Raw genomic sequence first — 12,819 nt, forward strand, 5'->3', positions numbered from 1 at the left:
TTTTATTTAAGAGCGTTATTCCGGCGTCCAGTTAATCAGCCGGTGTAAGAAAGCATCCACCGCCAGCCAGAGCAGGACGGTCAGTAGCACCAGAATAAACAGGGCCGCAAAGCAGATATCGGTTTGCAGACGGGCGTTGGCGTTAAGCATCACGTAGCCCAATCCTTCGGCTGAACCGACCCATTCGCCGATGATCGCCCCGATGGGGGCGACGGCGGCCGCCATCCGCAGGCCGGAACCGAGTGCCGGAAGGGCAGCCATCAGGCGAACGTGGCGCAGCTGCGCGCCAAAAGAGGCCCCCATCGTGCGCGCCAGATCGAGATAGTCGTGGTTAACCCGGCGCAGACCGTCAAAAAACGCCGAGGTGACGGGAAAGAAAATCACCAGCACCGCCATCATGACCTTGGCGCTCATGCCGAAACCGAACCACAGCACCAGCAGCGGGGCAAGGGCGAAAACCGGGATCGCCTGACTGGTCAGCACCAGCGGCATCAGCCAGCGCTGAAGGCGAGGCGAGACAATCATGCACAGCGCCAGGATCACGCCGAGCAGAACGCCGAGCGCGAGGCCGCTGAGGATCTCGCTTAATGTGATCAGCGTGTGTTCGCCGAGGTACGCGCGGTTGACCCACAGAGCGCTTGCCACCGCCGAGGGGGAAGGCAGCAGGAAAGCGGGAATGCCGCTGCGGGTCGCCAGCCACCAGAGCAGCAGCAGGCCGCAGAACACCACGGCGGCGCGAAACAGTTTTGCGCTCATCCGTTAGCCCTTATGAGCTGTTGCAGCAGCTCCGCCTGGCTGGCCAACAGCGCCGGGTCGTCCGGCGCGCGCGGCGGCATGCCGGAGAGGTGATGCCCGTCGTCAATCCCGCCGGGAGCGGGGGAAAGGACCAGCAGACGGTGGCTCAGGCGGCAGGCTTCCATCGGGTCGTGGGTGATCAGCACGACGGTGCGGTTTACCAGCAGCCCGGCGGCCAGGGTCTGAATGCGCGTGCGGGTAATCGTGTCGAGCGCGGAAAAGGGCTCGTCCATCAGCACGATGGGCCGGTCTTCGTAGAGCGTACGCGCCAGCGCCGCACGCTGGCGCATGCCGCCTGAGAGGGCGGCCGGGCGGTCGCCGGCGCAGTGTTCAAGGCCAACCTGCTGTAACAGCGCAGCAACCCGCCGATGGTCTACGCGCTCCCCGCGCAGACGCGCGCCAAGCGAGACGTTGTCGCGCACGCTTAACCACGGATAAAGCAGATCTTTTTGCCCCATCCACGCCAGCCGCTTGTCTATTGGCTGCCCGTCGCTGGCGCGAACCTCACCGGCGGTGGCTTTTGCCAGCCCGGCGATAATACGCAGCAGGCTGGTCTTTCCGGCGCCGCTGGCCCCGAGCAGCGATACCCACTGGCCGCCGGGGATAGTGAACGTCAGATTGTCGAAGATCTGCCGCGAGCCAAAGCGCAGGCCCAGGCCGCGCACCTCAATTCCGGGAGCCGTCACGCCGGGCGCTCCGCGACGGCGTTAAGGCCCATCTGCCAGAAGTTAGCCTCCAGACGCGTGGCGGTGGTGAAAATAGCGCTGAGTTCAGCGAAACGCGCCTCGCCGCCGCGCTGCCGCCAGAGGGTTTCCAGCAGGCCGATGGCGTTATTGACGCTATTCAGGTAGCCCTCATCGCCGTAGTTGCGGATCCAGGAGGCATAAGGATTGGCGGTCAGTCGGGTCGCCGGATCGTGCAGCAGGCTGAGGCCGATTTCCGCGTAGCCGGCCACGCAGGGCATCAGCGCCGCCAGCAGATCCAGGGCGTCGCCGGAGTGGCCGATGTCCAGTACGTAGCGGGTGTAGTTGACGGTTTCCGCGGCTTCCGTTTCGGCGGCCATCGTCGCTTCATCCAGCCCCCATTCCCGGCAGTAGCCAACGTGGAGCGGCAGTTCGTCGAGAATGGCGTTCATCGACGCGGCGGCAGCGCGCATTTCCGCCAGGGTGCGCAGCTTGCTGACCAGCAGGGCGTAGCTGCGGGCGAAGTGGATCAGAAACAGATAGTCCTGCGTCAGATAGCGGCGAAAAGCGGGCTCGGGGAGGGTACCGTTGGCGAGCTGGCGGAGGAAGGGGTGGGCGACGTAGTGCTGCCAGTCGGCGCCGGCCTGCTGACGCAGACGACCATAAATACCCTGGGTAAACGCGGGAAGAATCACAGGACCTCCTGAAAAAAGGGAGATCCGGGCGTGCTGAAAGAAGTGTGAACAGGCAATGGCGCAAAACTGGCGGAAATGCCGACCCGTCCCTTCGCTGGCATGACCCAGATCAGGTTCAAAGGGTTCGGCTTACGCCATCTCAGCCCTCACGGGACACCCCTCGGTTTGGCCCCTGTTATACGACATTCCCTTTTTGATTACAATGCTGTGAATTTTATGATGAAAGGTGACGTTGTCACGTGTGAGAGTCGCGAGTAAGGGCTTTTTGCATCGTGGCAGCCCGGCGGCGGCTGATGCCTTGCCGGGCGCGTATTATCAAAGGATCAGTGAAATTCTACCCAGCTGGCGCCGCTGTCTGCTGAACGTACGCACTTCTCGACCCAGTGCACGCCGAGCGCCCCGGCTTTGGCATCCGGATACCAGAAGTTTTCCAGCAAAGCCGCGTCGCGACGGTCGGTTGCATCCATGGCGATGGCAAAGCGGCGATACAGATTCGACCAGGCCTCAAACAGCCCTTCGGGATGGCCGCCGCCGATCCGGTCGTCCTGCAGGGCCAGCGGATCGAGATAGGACATTCCGCGTTCGAGGATGCGCACCGGCTCGCCCTGAATTTCGTAGCGCAGCTGGTTCGGCTGTTCATCCCACCACTCCAGGCTGGCTTTCTCCCCGACGATGCGGACTTTCTGTCCGTGCATTGAGCCGCTGTTGACCGCCGAGCACCACATCGACCCTACGGCGCCGTTGTCGTACTCCATCAGCACATGCGCGTTATCCTCCAGCGGCGCGCGGCTTTTGACAAAGCTCTGGCGGGAGCACATCAGGCGAGTGATATTGAGCTTCGGCGCCATGGTCTCCGCCAGGAACAGCGGGTGGGTGGCCAGATCGCCCAGCACGTAGCTGGGGCCGACAAATTTCGGGTCCACCCGCCAGCGGGTGCTGGGGTTATCCTGCTCTACCGGCTGGTTATGGAAACCGTGGGCGAACTGCATATTGATGATGCGGATCTCGCCCAGCAGCCCCTGTTCAATCATCTGCCGCGCCTGCAGAATCAGCTGATGCCCGGCGTAGCCGTAGGTGACGCCGATGATTTTGCGCTGTTTTTCGCTCAGGGCCACCAGCGCATCGGCCTCTTCGCCGGTAAAACAGAGCGGTTTTTCGCAGACCACATGCAGTCCGGCCTCCAGCGCCGCGCGGCAAATAGCGTAGTGGGTGTTGTTTGGCGTGGCGATGGAGATCGCTTCAATGCCGTCTTCCCGCGCCGCCTCTTCGCGAAACAACGTTTGGTAGTCGGGGTAACAGCGCCCGGCCTCCACGCCCAGCTGCTGGCCAAACTCGCGCCCGCGCTGGGGGTCAATATCAAAGGCTCCGGCCAGCAGGGTAAACGATCCGTCACGCAGCGCCGCAGAGCGGTGAATATAGCCAATCTGGCTGCTTCCGCCGCCGCCCACCATGCCCCAGCGCAAGGAGCGGCCAACAGGTTTAATACCGTTAATCATGTGTTTTCTCCCGATTAAAAACCAACCGAGCGCAGGTAGCGCAGGCTTTCCGTGACCGCCTGCAGGCTGCCCTCGACGTTGCGCGGATCGCGCTCTTGCTCAATGGTGATCCAGCCCTGATAGCCCCGCTTGTCGAGAAAGGCGCGCACCGCCGGATAATCAATGGCGCCGCTGCCGAGCGGGCACATCACCCCCTCCGCGCAGGCGGAGAAGAAGTCGATGCCGCGGGAAATCACGCTCCTGAATACCTGCGGGTCGACATCTTTAAAGTGCAGGTAGTCAAGGCGGTCAAAATGGCGATCCAGCCAGCTGATGGGGTCCATGCCCGAATAGAAGAGATGGCCGGTGTCGAGACATAAACCGGCTACGTCATGGGGGATTTGCGCCGCCAGCAGATCGATTTCATCGGCAAACTCAATGCAGCCGCCGGCGTGAGGATGGATAACCGGGCGAACGCCGTACTCCTGCCACGCCAGTCGGCTGATGGTCACAATGTGGTCGACCATCCGCTGCCAGTCGGCGGGTGACAGGCGGGGAGCCAGCTCGCCGCGCCCGGCATATTTCGCCCGCTGCGGATTGCCGAAATCAATAATGACCAGATAAGGCGGCTGGAAGGGGTTGCCCGGCGTCTTTTCCGCCGACGGCACCTGCGACAGGTTGCGGCAGAGGTTATGCGTCAGTTCGACAATATTCGCGAAGTTCTCTTCGCTGACCAGATCGTCGAAGATCGTTCCGGCAACCAGCGACAGCCCCTGTTTATTCAGCGCTGCGCTGAGTTCATCGGCCCGGGTCGGCAGATAGCTCCACGGGCCCAGTTCAATGCTTTTATAACCGGCGGTCGCCGCTTCTTCCAGTACCTTGGACCACGGCGGCAGATAAGGATTTTTGGGATCATCGACGCCCCAGCTGCACGGCGCGTTGGCAATATGTATGGTCATGATGGCTTCCTTTTCAGATGAGGAGAAAACATGACCAGTATTGAATGAAAATTTCATATCCAACAATGATGAAATTTAAATTCTTTGATGGGATTCAAGGTTTATTTTGATAGCGTAAATGATAGTTTTTTATCAAATGCAGCACTGAAGCGGGGCGCGGCGACTTTACCCGCGCCTGCGGCAATCAGAGGTTTTCTTTAGTGAGGAGGTCAAACGGCTGCAGAGCGTTGATAAACGCCGCCTGCGGCTGGCTGGCGGCGTGGACAAACGCGTTGATGGTGGCGGCGGCAAATTCATCAAGCCGATGGGTAAGCATGAGATCGATAGTGCCGTCAATTAGCGCCAGCTCGCCGCTATCCACCGGGCCATGACAAATCAGGGTGACCTGATGCTGGCGCTGGCGCGCGCGCAGGGCGGCGACAATCCCTTCCACGCCGCCGCAGGGCGCGTAAATGGCCTTCAGATCGGGGTACTGTTGCAGCATCTCTTCCGTGACCTGGCGCGCGACATCGGCGCGTTCGTGGCTGCGCACCGGTTCAAGCACCCGATCGCCTTTGCCCTGTTCACGCAGGTAGGAGCGGAAACTTATCTCGCAGCTTTCCTGACAAATAAACCGGTTATCGCCGACGATAATGCCAATTTCGCCGTCGTCGTGGCACAGCCTGTCCACCGCCCAACCGGCGGTGCGGCCCGCTTTCTGGTTATCCAGCCCGATATAGCCGGTACGCTGCGGGATACTCATATCGGAGAGCAGGGTGAAGACGCGGACGCCTTTCTCGATGGCCTGCACGACCGCATGGCGGATAAGCGGATTATCCAGCGCGACAATACCGATAACGTCGACCGTATCGCTCAGACGGGCGATCGCGGCGGCCATATCGTCGATGGCGTTAATATCGTAATGCAGAAAAGCGGGGGCCTGCGCCGGGCTATGCCACGGTAACGCCGCCTGCTCCAGCGCCTGCGCCAGCTGATGGTAAAACGAGTGTGACTGCTGTAGCAGAATGAAGCCCATTCTGAGGGCTACCGCCGGCCGATCCGCCGCCAGCCGATAGCGGGATTGCTCCAGCGCGAAGCCTAAGCGCCGCGCGGATTCCAGCACTTTACGTTCGGTGCTCTCTTTCACGGGCGTGCGTTTATTGAGGACCCTGTCCACCGTCGCGATACCGACTCTGGCCTCTTTGGCGATATCCGCCATGGTGACTTTTTTTGCTGACATGATTCTCTTCCTTTGAGGGTAATGATAAAAAGCTATCATTATTGTGACAGGCAAACAGCGAGGCGGGTCAGACTTCAGGAAAATCATTTCGCCGCGCTGGCTTCATTGACCTGATATTCAACCGCCAGGGTCTACACTAAGTGCATCCCCACTCAGGAACAGGATGTTATGACGTATTCCCTCTCAAAAAAATTCCTCGCCGCCACCTCTGCGCTGCTACTGCTCTCCATGAGCGCGGTCCCGGCCAGCGCCGCCGCCGATAATAGCGACGCGGTCTCTCCGCTCAGCGCCGGAAATGGCTTAAGCGAAGCGGCAAAGCAGTATCTCCTGCGCTATCACTCCCGCAGCGGCGTGGACGACAAAACCGCCCGCGAAGATACCGCCGCGGTCTTTATTCCGTTTGGCGCCACACCGGAAGGGGGATGGCCGGTCGTGGTCTGGGCCCACGGTACCGTGGGCGTGGCTAATCACTGCGCGCCGTCGTTAAACCCGCGCAGCGATCGCGATAAGCAGTACCTGAACACCTGGCTGTCGCTGGGCTACGCGGTGGTCGCGCCGGATTATGCCGGTCTGGGTTCGTCTGGCCTGCACCACTATCTTAATGCCCGCGGCGAAGCGTGGAGCGTGCTTGATAGCGTTCGCGCCGCCCTGAAACAGTTCCCGCTGAAAAATGAACTCATTCTGGTCGGACAGTCGCAGGGCGCGCACGCCGCGTTCGCCAGCGCCGGATATCAACCCCACTACGCGCCGGAGCTGAATGTTCGCGCAACGGTGCTGACCGGAACGCCGTATTTTGAGAAGGGGACCACCGCAGCCGACATTCTTCCGCCGGCAGGCGGCAAAGCGCCGAGCGGCGGCGACCCGAAAATACCCTATATTTTCTATATTTACCTCTCGGCTGCCGATAGCAACCCGCAGCTCAATCCGGCTGATTATTTCCAGGATAAAGCGTTGCCGCTGCTGAAAGAGGCGAGCAATTTATGCATTACGCCGCTCAACGATGAAGTGATGAAGGCCGGTCTGAATGCGGCTAACGCCCTGAAGCCGGGGGTGGATTCGCTGTTAAACGCCAGCGTGGGCGCCATGCTCTACCCGACGCTGAAAATCGATCACCCGGTGTTTATCGGTATTGGTAGCGCGGATATTAACGTGCCGACGGCAATGCAAAAACGCTTTGCGGACGCGGTGAAAAGCGCGGGAACCCGTGCGGACGTGCATATTTATGAGGGGCTGGATCATAGCGGTACGGTTAACCCGTCTTTACGCGACTCGGTGCCGTTTTTGATTAAGACGCTCAACGATAAGCGGTAGCGGCGAAGGGATGATGAGCCGCCCTGAGCAAGGGGCGGTTCAGTACAGGTATGGCGTCGATTACCAGTATTTGGGGATCAGATAGCCATACATAACGACGGCGACAACAATCATCAGCGTAATAATTGCCCAGTCGGCTTTTAGTGATTTTACCGCGTTCATAAGTTCCTCTTTTTCAATGAATCACCGGGTAACGTTAGCGCCGTCGCGCCTGCATGTAGGTGATAGAGATCACATAAAAAATATTTGTCACACAAATAAAGTGTGTCAATTTTTTTACTATTCTCAGCAATATTTTGTCCGCTCATTCGTCTACCTCCGCACAGGGTAATTATTCAATAGCGTAATGAGGTAAACAGACGATGAGAGATATCGATATGCACGGTCAGCACCACCATCACCGCTTTGGCCGCCACAGAATGGCGAAGCCGCTTCTTATCGGCGTGGCGCTAATCGCCATACTTGGGCTGCTGGTGATGTCGCTGTGGAATGCGCTGCTGCCGGCCATCCTTGGGGTGAAGAGCATTGGCTTCTGGCAGGCGTTAGGTGTGCTGGCGCTGTCGCGGATCCTGTTCGGCGGCCTCGGCTTTCGCCCGGGAATGTTCGGCATCGGTAACGCGCGGCGTCGGATGCATGAACGCTGGATGAACATGAGCCCGGAGCAGCGCGATGAGTTTGTGCAGCGCTTTGGCCACCGCGGGCATCGCGGCCGCTGCGGCTGGCGCGACCGCCGCAGCGAGCATGCTCCGCAGCAGGAGAGTTCGGCTAAAAGCGCGGATCCCGAGTGAGCACAATGAAAAACAGGATCGTGGCGCCATCACGGCTTGTTTCCGCCCTCGATGCCTGCCGGTCGCGGCTGAAGGCTTTTATTCGCGGACGGACCCCGCTACGCGATGAGGCGGACGATATCCTGCAGGAAGTGACGTATCAGCTCATTCGCGTCGAGCAGCCGGTGGAGAATATCGCCGCCTGGTTGTTCCGGGCGGCGCGTAACGAGATGACCGACAGGGCGAGAAAAAAGCGCGAGCTGCCGCTGGCGGGCGGTTTCAGCGACGAGGAGGAGGGCGATTTTCCCGAGGATGAGCTGGCCGAAACGCTGTTTGGCGTTGCGCAAACGCCGGAGGATGAGTATCTGAAAGCGCTGCTCTGGGAGGAATTAAGTCAGGCGCTCTCGGAGCTGCCGCCCGCCCAGCGTGAAGCCTTTGAGAAAACCGAACTGCATGGCTACAGCTACCGGGAGCTGGCAGAGGAGTCCGGCGTCAGCGAACAGGCGCTGCTCTCACGTAAGCATAAAGCGGTACTCTACCTTCGTACCCGCCTGCGCGCGCTGTACGATGAACTGCTGGCCAGTTAGGCATTCTCCGGCCCCTGCTGCAGGGGCCGGAGAGGTGCGTTTAAGCCGCTGATTGAATTATTGCCTGTAGCCCCAGGCCGTGAGGAAGGCGCTAATCGCGCATTCGGCGAGCTGCTCCAGCCTCTCTGGCGCCACCGCTTTTTGCGCAATTAAGGCCCCCGGCAGCAGATAGCCCATAATCGCGCCGAGAAACGCCGTCGCCTCTAGCTCCGGGTCGCTGAGGGTCAGCAGACCTTCGTCTTGTTTCTGCGCCAGGATATCGCTCAGCGCCTGCAATACGCGGCCTGAGGGGCGCTGTTCGAGCGTGACGTAAAGCTCGGGCTTTTGCACCAGCACCTGGATCAGCAGGCGCTGAAAGTGAATATTCTCCGGCGCATAAAAGTGTTGTTGCACCACTTTCGCAAACCCGCGCAGCAGCGCGGGAAGATCCTGCTGACGATCCTGCAAAAGCTGGAGCAGGGGCGGCTGCATGGTGTCATTGAGAAACGCGAACGTCTCCAGCAGCAGCGCGTCTTTACCGCCGGGAAAATGGCTGTACAGCGTCGGGCGTGTGGTACCCGCTTCGGCGGCAATGGTATCCAGCGACACATCAAGCCCGTGGCTGAGAAACAGCTCACGGGCGGTTTGTAAAATGCGTGGGCGGGCTTTCATTGGCCGCCCGCGTTGATTTCCCATCAATTGAGTCCTTACCGTTTGCGCCCTTTAAGGCGCATCATTCCTTGCTGTACCAGCAGGAAAAAGAGTGGAACGAAGAGCAAGGTCAGCAGCGTCCCGGTGAGCATACCGCCGATCACCGCGGCGCCAATCTCACGCTGGCTGGAAGCGCCGGCGCCGGTAGAGAGTACCAGAGGGATAACGCCGACAACAAATGCAAGTGAGGTCATCACGATGGGGCGCAAGCGCAGGCGAGCGCCCTCCAGCGCCGCGTCGGCCAGCGTTTTACCTTGCTGAAACCGCGCCAGGGCGAACTCAACGATCAGAATCGCGTTTTTGGCGGAAAGCCCCATGGTCGTCAGCATACCGACCTGAAAGTAGATATCGTTTTCGTATCCGGCGAGCAACGAAGCGCTCACGGCCCCAAGAATGCCTAACGGGACGATCAGCAGTACGGCGACAGGAATCGACCAGCTTTCATATAAGGCGGCGAGACACAAAAACATAAAGGCCAGCGACGCCAGGTATACCCATAACGTCTGCACTGAGGAGGTCTGCTCCTGCCAGGATAAACCGCTCCATTGCCTTTCAAACCCGCTCAGCTCGCCCACCAGTTCGGACATCGTCGCCATCGCCGCACCGGAACTGACTCCCGGCGCCGCGTTTCCCTGAAACTGCACGGCCGACAGTCCGTTAAACCGCTGGAGCATTTGCGGCCCGGTGGTCCAGCGGAATGATGAGAAGCTGTCGAAGGAGGCCATGTTGTTGCTGTCGCCGCGGACAAACCAGGCGGATAAATTATCCGGCGTCGAACGCCAGGCCGCATCCCCCTGCATATACACGCGCTTGACGCGCCCGCGGTCGATAAAATCGTTGATGTACACGCCGCCCCAGGCCGCAGAGAGGGTGCTATTGATGGCGGCCTGATCCAGCCCCTGGGCCTGGGCTTTTTGTCTGTCGATATCCACCTGCAGCTGCGCTTTCTCCTCCAGACTGTTAATTCGCACGGCGTCCAGCGTCGGGGTTTGCCTGGCGGCAGTGAGGAGGGTGGTTTGCGCCTCGATGAGCGCCTGGCGGCCGTTTTCCGCGCTGTCCTGCAGCCAGAGTTCAAAGCCGCTCGACTGCCCGAGTCCGCGTACGGTAGGCGGCGACATGACGCTGATGGTGGCCAGCCGGGCGTTTTTTAAAAAGTACCGGTTCGCCCGCGCGATAATCGCCTGCGCGCTGTTCTGTTCCCCGGGGCGCGCGTCCCAGTGCTTTAGTTCGGCGAAGGCCATCCCGACGTTCTGCCCGCTGCCGGCGTTGTTTCTGCCGGTGACCATAAAGATGACGTTGAGGTTATCCTCCTCCTCGGCCATGAAATAGCGGGTAATGTCCGCGCCGACCGCCTCGGTCATCGCCATCGGCGAACCGGATGGGAGCGTAAACTGAACCATCACCGCGCCCTGATCCTCTTCGGGCAGAAAGCCGCTGGCCAGCTTCTGATACTGCCAGAGCATCAAAAGCGTCAGCGTCAGGGCCAGCAGCACAAAGCGGAGCGGGCGAACGATTATCCGCCGGAGTATGGCGAGGTAACGGTTCCGGCTGGCGGCGACGCCGCGGTTGAAACAGGTGAAGAATCGCCCTTTTTTAAGGTGCCCGGGTTTAAGCAGATGGGCGCACAGCGTCGGCGTCAGGGTTAACGCCACCAGCGCAGAGAGCGCCATTGCCGAGACGATGGTGACGCTGAACTGGCGGTAGATAATTCCCACCGAGCCGCCGAAAAACGCCATCGGGATAAATACCGCAGAGAGAACCAGCGCGATGCCAATCAGCGCGCCGGTGATCTCATTCATCGAGCGCAGGGTGGCTTCAGGCGGGGTAAGATCCTCCTCCGCCATCAGGCGTTCAACGTTCTCCACCACCACGATGGCGTCATCAACCAGTAAACCGATTGCCAGAACCATCGCAAACAGGGTGAGGGTATTAATGCTGTAGCCCAGCAGGCTGAGGATGCCGAAGGTGCCGAGCAGAACCACCGGCACCGTGAGCGTCGGGATCAGCGTAGCCCGCCAGCTCTGAAGAAAGAGGTACATGACGGCCACCACAAAAAGAATCGCCTCAATCAGCGTACGCACCACGCTTTCAATAGAGACCGTCACGAACGGCGTGCTGTCGCGCGGGTAAGCGGCGACAACGCCTTGCGGAAAGCGCGGCGTCAGGCGTTCGACCTCCGCCCGGATCTTCTCCGCCGTCGCCAGCGCGTTAGCCCCCGATGCCAGCTGAATTGAGATCCCGGCGGAGGGGAAACCGTTGAGCGTGGTTTGGTTTTGATAGTTTTCCGCGCCGATCTCCACCCGGGCGACATCGCGCAGATAGACCACCGAGCCGTCGCTGTGGGTACGCAGGATAATATTTTCGAACTGTTCCGGACGCTCAAGGCGGGACTGGGTGGTGACCGTTGCGTTCAGATACTGCCCCTCCAGCGTGGGCAGCGAACCGATTTCACCGCTGGTGACCTGCGAATTCTGCGCCTCGATGGCGGCCTGCACGTCGGAGGGCATCAGACCGTAGCTGGTCAGCTGCAGCGGATTGAGCCAGATGCGCATTGCATACTGGGCGCCGAAAACGGTGGTTTCTCCGACGCCTTCAACCCGGCTCAGCGGCTCCTGCAGGGAACTGACGAGAAAGTCGCTAATATCGAGGCTGGTTAACGACCGGCTTTGGTCATACAGGGCCACCACCATCAGGCTGTCTCCCTGTGATTTGGTCACCGCGATCCCTTGCTGCTGCACCTCCTGCGGTAAGCGCGTGATAGCCTGATTGACGGCGTTTTGCACCTGTACCTGCGCCATGTCAGGGTTAATGCGCTGATCAAAACTGAGGCTAATGCGCGCCTGGCCCGCTGAACTGCTGCTGGAGGAAAAATAAAGCAGGCCGTCGATGCCTTTAATCTGCTGCTCCAGCACCTGCGTCACGCTGTCTTCCACGGTTTCAGCCGAGGCGCCGGGGTAGTTTGCCGTGACGTTGACGCCGGGCGGGGCGATATCCGGATACTGTTCAACCGGCAGGGTCAGCAGGGCAATGGCGCCGGCCGCCATAATACAGATGGCGATGACGACGGCGAAAACCGGGCGAAACACAAAAAAGCGAGCCAGCATCGTGGTGCACCTTCGGTCAGTTAAGGGATGCTTGCAGAGCAAACACGGCGGGCGGCGCGTTTGTCGCATCGTCGGGCGGAATTGGGGTAAAGGGCAGCCCATGGAATGCCTCATCGTGGACTTTGCTCATCAAGAAGGCGCCGATCTCAGAACATGACGTCGTACGCTGGTACTCACTCCACAGATAGTCGTAGGTCTGAATACTGAAAATATTCTGCTGCAGCAAAAAGCGCAGATAGCGCTGGCGCTGCTCCGCCAGCTGGCTCATGCGCAGGGCGCGACAGCGCCAGGCCTCGGACGGTTCTTGTAGGTGCGAGCAGGCGTCATAGAGCGGGGCGCCCTGCGCGGGCAGGCTGGGTAAAGCGGCGTTCATCGCGCAGGGGAAAATGGCTAATGCAATGAAATAAAAAAGCTTTCCCCATTTTTCTTTGTTAATCATCAGATTCACTCCGCCAGTTTATTTACTTTACAGTAAAGTAAATAAACTGTTTAAACAAGCGTTCATCTGTACGAAGAGTAAACGGGGAAAGCGAG

At 59.9% G+C, this 12,819-nt stretch carries 13 protein-coding genes and 1 riboswitch; of the genes, 3 read left to right on the forward strand and 10 right to left on the reverse strand.

What is annotated here, in order from left to right:
- Positions 1–15: 15 nt before the first annotated feature.
- The 6 genes from BJF97_RS14545 to BJF97_RS14570 form a co-directional block, all read right to left on the reverse strand.
- A complete protein-coding gene (locus tag BJF97_RS14545) occupies positions 16–756 on the reverse strand; it encodes an ABC transporter permease (protein ID WP_004850829.1) in 741 nt (246 codons plus the stop codon).
- Positions 753–1,481, reverse strand: a complete 729-nt coding sequence (locus tag BJF97_RS14550; RefSeq protein ID WP_032695014.1) for an ABC transporter ATP-binding protein — start codon at positions 1,479–1,481, stop codon at positions 753–755. Before BJF97_RS14550 ends, BJF97_RS14545 begins: the two co-directional genes overlap by 4 nt.
- A complete protein-coding gene (locus tag BJF97_RS14555; RefSeq protein ID WP_014838465.1) occupies positions 1,478–2,173 on the reverse strand; it encodes a TenA family protein in 696 nt (231 codons plus the stop codon). Before BJF97_RS14555 ends, BJF97_RS14550 begins: the two co-directional genes overlap by 4 nt.
- 69 nt (positions 2,174–2,242) lie before the next feature.
- A riboswitch (TPP riboswitch) is annotated at positions 2,243–2,344 on the reverse strand.
- Between the two features lie 152 nt (positions 2,345–2,496).
- Positions 2,497–3,669 carry a Gfo/Idh/MocA family protein gene (locus tag BJF97_RS14560; RefSeq protein ID WP_014838466.1) on the reverse strand — a complete coding sequence of 391 codons (1,173 nt, stop codon included), beginning with the start codon at positions 3,667–3,669 and terminating at the stop codon, positions 2,497–2,499.
- A gap of 14 nt (positions 3,670–3,683) precedes the next feature.
- Complete coding sequence (locus BJF97_RS14565; RefSeq protein ID WP_009652232.1) at positions 3,684–4,607, reverse strand: sugar phosphate isomerase/epimerase family protein; 924 nt, start codon at positions 4,605–4,607, stop codon at positions 3,684–3,686.
- 184 nt (positions 4,608–4,791) lie between these two features.
- The gene (locus tag BJF97_RS14570; RefSeq protein WP_014229335.1) at positions 4,792–5,826 is read right to left on the reverse strand and encodes a LacI family DNA-binding transcriptional regulator; all 1,035 of its coding nucleotides are present in this window, start codon (positions 5,824–5,826) and stop codon (positions 4,792–4,794) included.
- Positions 5,827–5,994: 168 nt separating this feature from the next.
- Here BJF97_RS14570 and BJF97_RS14575 point away from each other — a divergent pair, with 168 nt between their 5' ends.
- Positions 5,995–7,137: an alpha/beta hydrolase gene (locus BJF97_RS14575; protein ID WP_032695013.1), complete on the forward strand. Its 1,143-nt coding sequence runs from the start codon at positions 5,995–5,997 to the stop codon at positions 7,135–7,137.
- 60 nt (positions 7,138–7,197) lie between these two features.
- Here BJF97_RS14575 and ykgR read toward each other — a convergent pair whose 3' ends face one another.
- Positions 7,198–7,299: a small membrane protein YkgR gene (gene ykgR / locus BJF97_RS35460; protein WP_004137159.1), complete on the reverse strand. Its 102-nt coding sequence runs from the start codon at positions 7,297–7,299 to the stop codon at positions 7,198–7,200.
- Between the two features lie 200 nt (positions 7,300–7,499).
- On the opposite strand from ykgR, the gene BJF97_RS14580 reads away from it, so the two are divergent.
- Together BJF97_RS14580 and BJF97_RS14585 are read left to right on the forward strand one after the other, a co-directional pair.
- Positions 7,500–7,925 carry a hypothetical protein gene (locus tag BJF97_RS14580; protein WP_014229337.1) on the forward strand — a complete coding sequence of 142 codons (426 nt, stop codon included), beginning with the start codon at positions 7,500–7,502 and terminating at the stop codon, positions 7,923–7,925.
- 5 nt (positions 7,926–7,930) lie between these two features.
- On the forward strand, positions 7,931–8,491 hold the full coding sequence (locus tag BJF97_RS14585; protein ID WP_014229338.1) for an RNA polymerase sigma factor: 561 nt from the start codon (positions 7,931–7,933) through the stop codon (positions 8,489–8,491).
- A 57-nt stretch (positions 8,492–8,548) separates the two neighbouring features.
- Here BJF97_RS14585 and BJF97_RS14590 read toward each other — a convergent pair whose 3' ends face one another.
- Genes BJF97_RS14590 through BJF97_RS14600 form a run of 3 tightly spaced genes read right to left on the reverse strand, consistent with a single transcriptional unit; the run spans position 8,549 to position 12,724 of the window.
- Positions 8,549–9,166 (reverse strand): TetR/AcrR family transcriptional regulator, encoded by a 618-nt coding sequence (locus tag BJF97_RS14590; RefSeq protein WP_032695012.1) that lies wholly within the window; start codon positions 9,164–9,166, stop codon positions 8,549–8,551.
- An 11-nt stretch (positions 9,167–9,177) separates the two neighbouring features.
- Positions 9,178–12,285: a multidrug efflux RND transporter permease subunit gene (locus BJF97_RS14595; RefSeq protein WP_032695011.1), complete on the reverse strand. Its 3,108-nt coding sequence runs from the start codon at positions 12,283–12,285 to the stop codon at positions 9,178–9,180.
- Positions 12,286–12,301: 16 nt separating this feature from the next.
- Complete coding sequence (locus BJF97_RS14600) at positions 12,302–12,724, reverse strand: hypothetical protein (RefSeq protein WP_032695010.1); 423 nt, start codon at positions 12,722–12,724, stop codon at positions 12,302–12,304.
- Positions 12,725–12,819: the final 95 nt, after the last annotated feature.

It is taken from the genome of Klebsiella sp. LTGPAF-6F, assembly GCF_001753185.1.
GTDB classification, from domain to species: domain Bacteria; phylum Pseudomonadota; class Gammaproteobacteria; order Enterobacterales; family Enterobacteriaceae; genus Klebsiella; species Klebsiella michiganensis.

Excerpts from the sequence above, each read along its gene's own strand:
- BJF97_RS14545 (WP_004850829.1), bottom strand. The coding sequence starts at position 756 with ATGAGCGCAAAACTGTTTCGCGCCGCCGTGGTGTTCTGCGGCCTGCTG.
- BJF97_RS14560 (WP_014838466.1), bottom strand. The coding sequence starts at position 3,669 with ATGATTAACGGTATTAAACCTGTTGGCCGCTCCTTGCGCTGGGGCATG.
- BJF97_RS14565 (WP_009652232.1), bottom strand. The coding sequence starts at position 4,607 with ATGACCATACATATTGCCAACGCGCCGTGCAGCTGGGGCGTCGATGAT.
- BJF97_RS14570 (WP_014229335.1), bottom strand. The coding sequence starts at position 5,826 with ATGTCAGCAAAAAAAGTCACCATGGCGGATATCGCCAAAGAGGCCAGA.
- BJF97_RS14575 (WP_032695013.1), top strand. The coding sequence starts at position 5,995 with ATGACGTATTCCCTCTCAAAAAAATTCCTCGCCGCCACCTCTGCGCTG.
- ykgR (WP_004137159.1), bottom strand. The coding sequence starts at position 7,299 with ATGAACGCGGTAAAATCACTAAAAGCCGACTGGGCAATTATTACGCTG.
- BJF97_RS14580 (WP_014229337.1), top strand. The coding sequence starts at position 7,500 with ATGAGAGATATCGATATGCACGGTCAGCACCACCATCACCGCTTTGGC.
- BJF97_RS14585 (WP_014229338.1), top strand. The coding sequence starts at position 7,931 with ATGAAAAACAGGATCGTGGCGCCATCACGGCTTGTTTCCGCCCTCGAT.
- BJF97_RS14590 (WP_032695012.1), bottom strand. The coding sequence starts at position 9,166 with ATGGGAAATCAACGCGGGCGGCCAATGAAAGCCCGCCCACGCATTTTA.
- BJF97_RS14595 (WP_032695011.1), bottom strand. The coding sequence starts at position 12,285 with ATGCTGGCTCGCTTTTTTGTGTTTCGCCCGGTTTTCGCCGTCGTCATC.
- BJF97_RS14600 (WP_032695010.1), bottom strand. The coding sequence starts at position 12,724 with ATGATTAACAAAGAAAAATGGGGAAAGCTTTTTTATTTCATTGCATTA.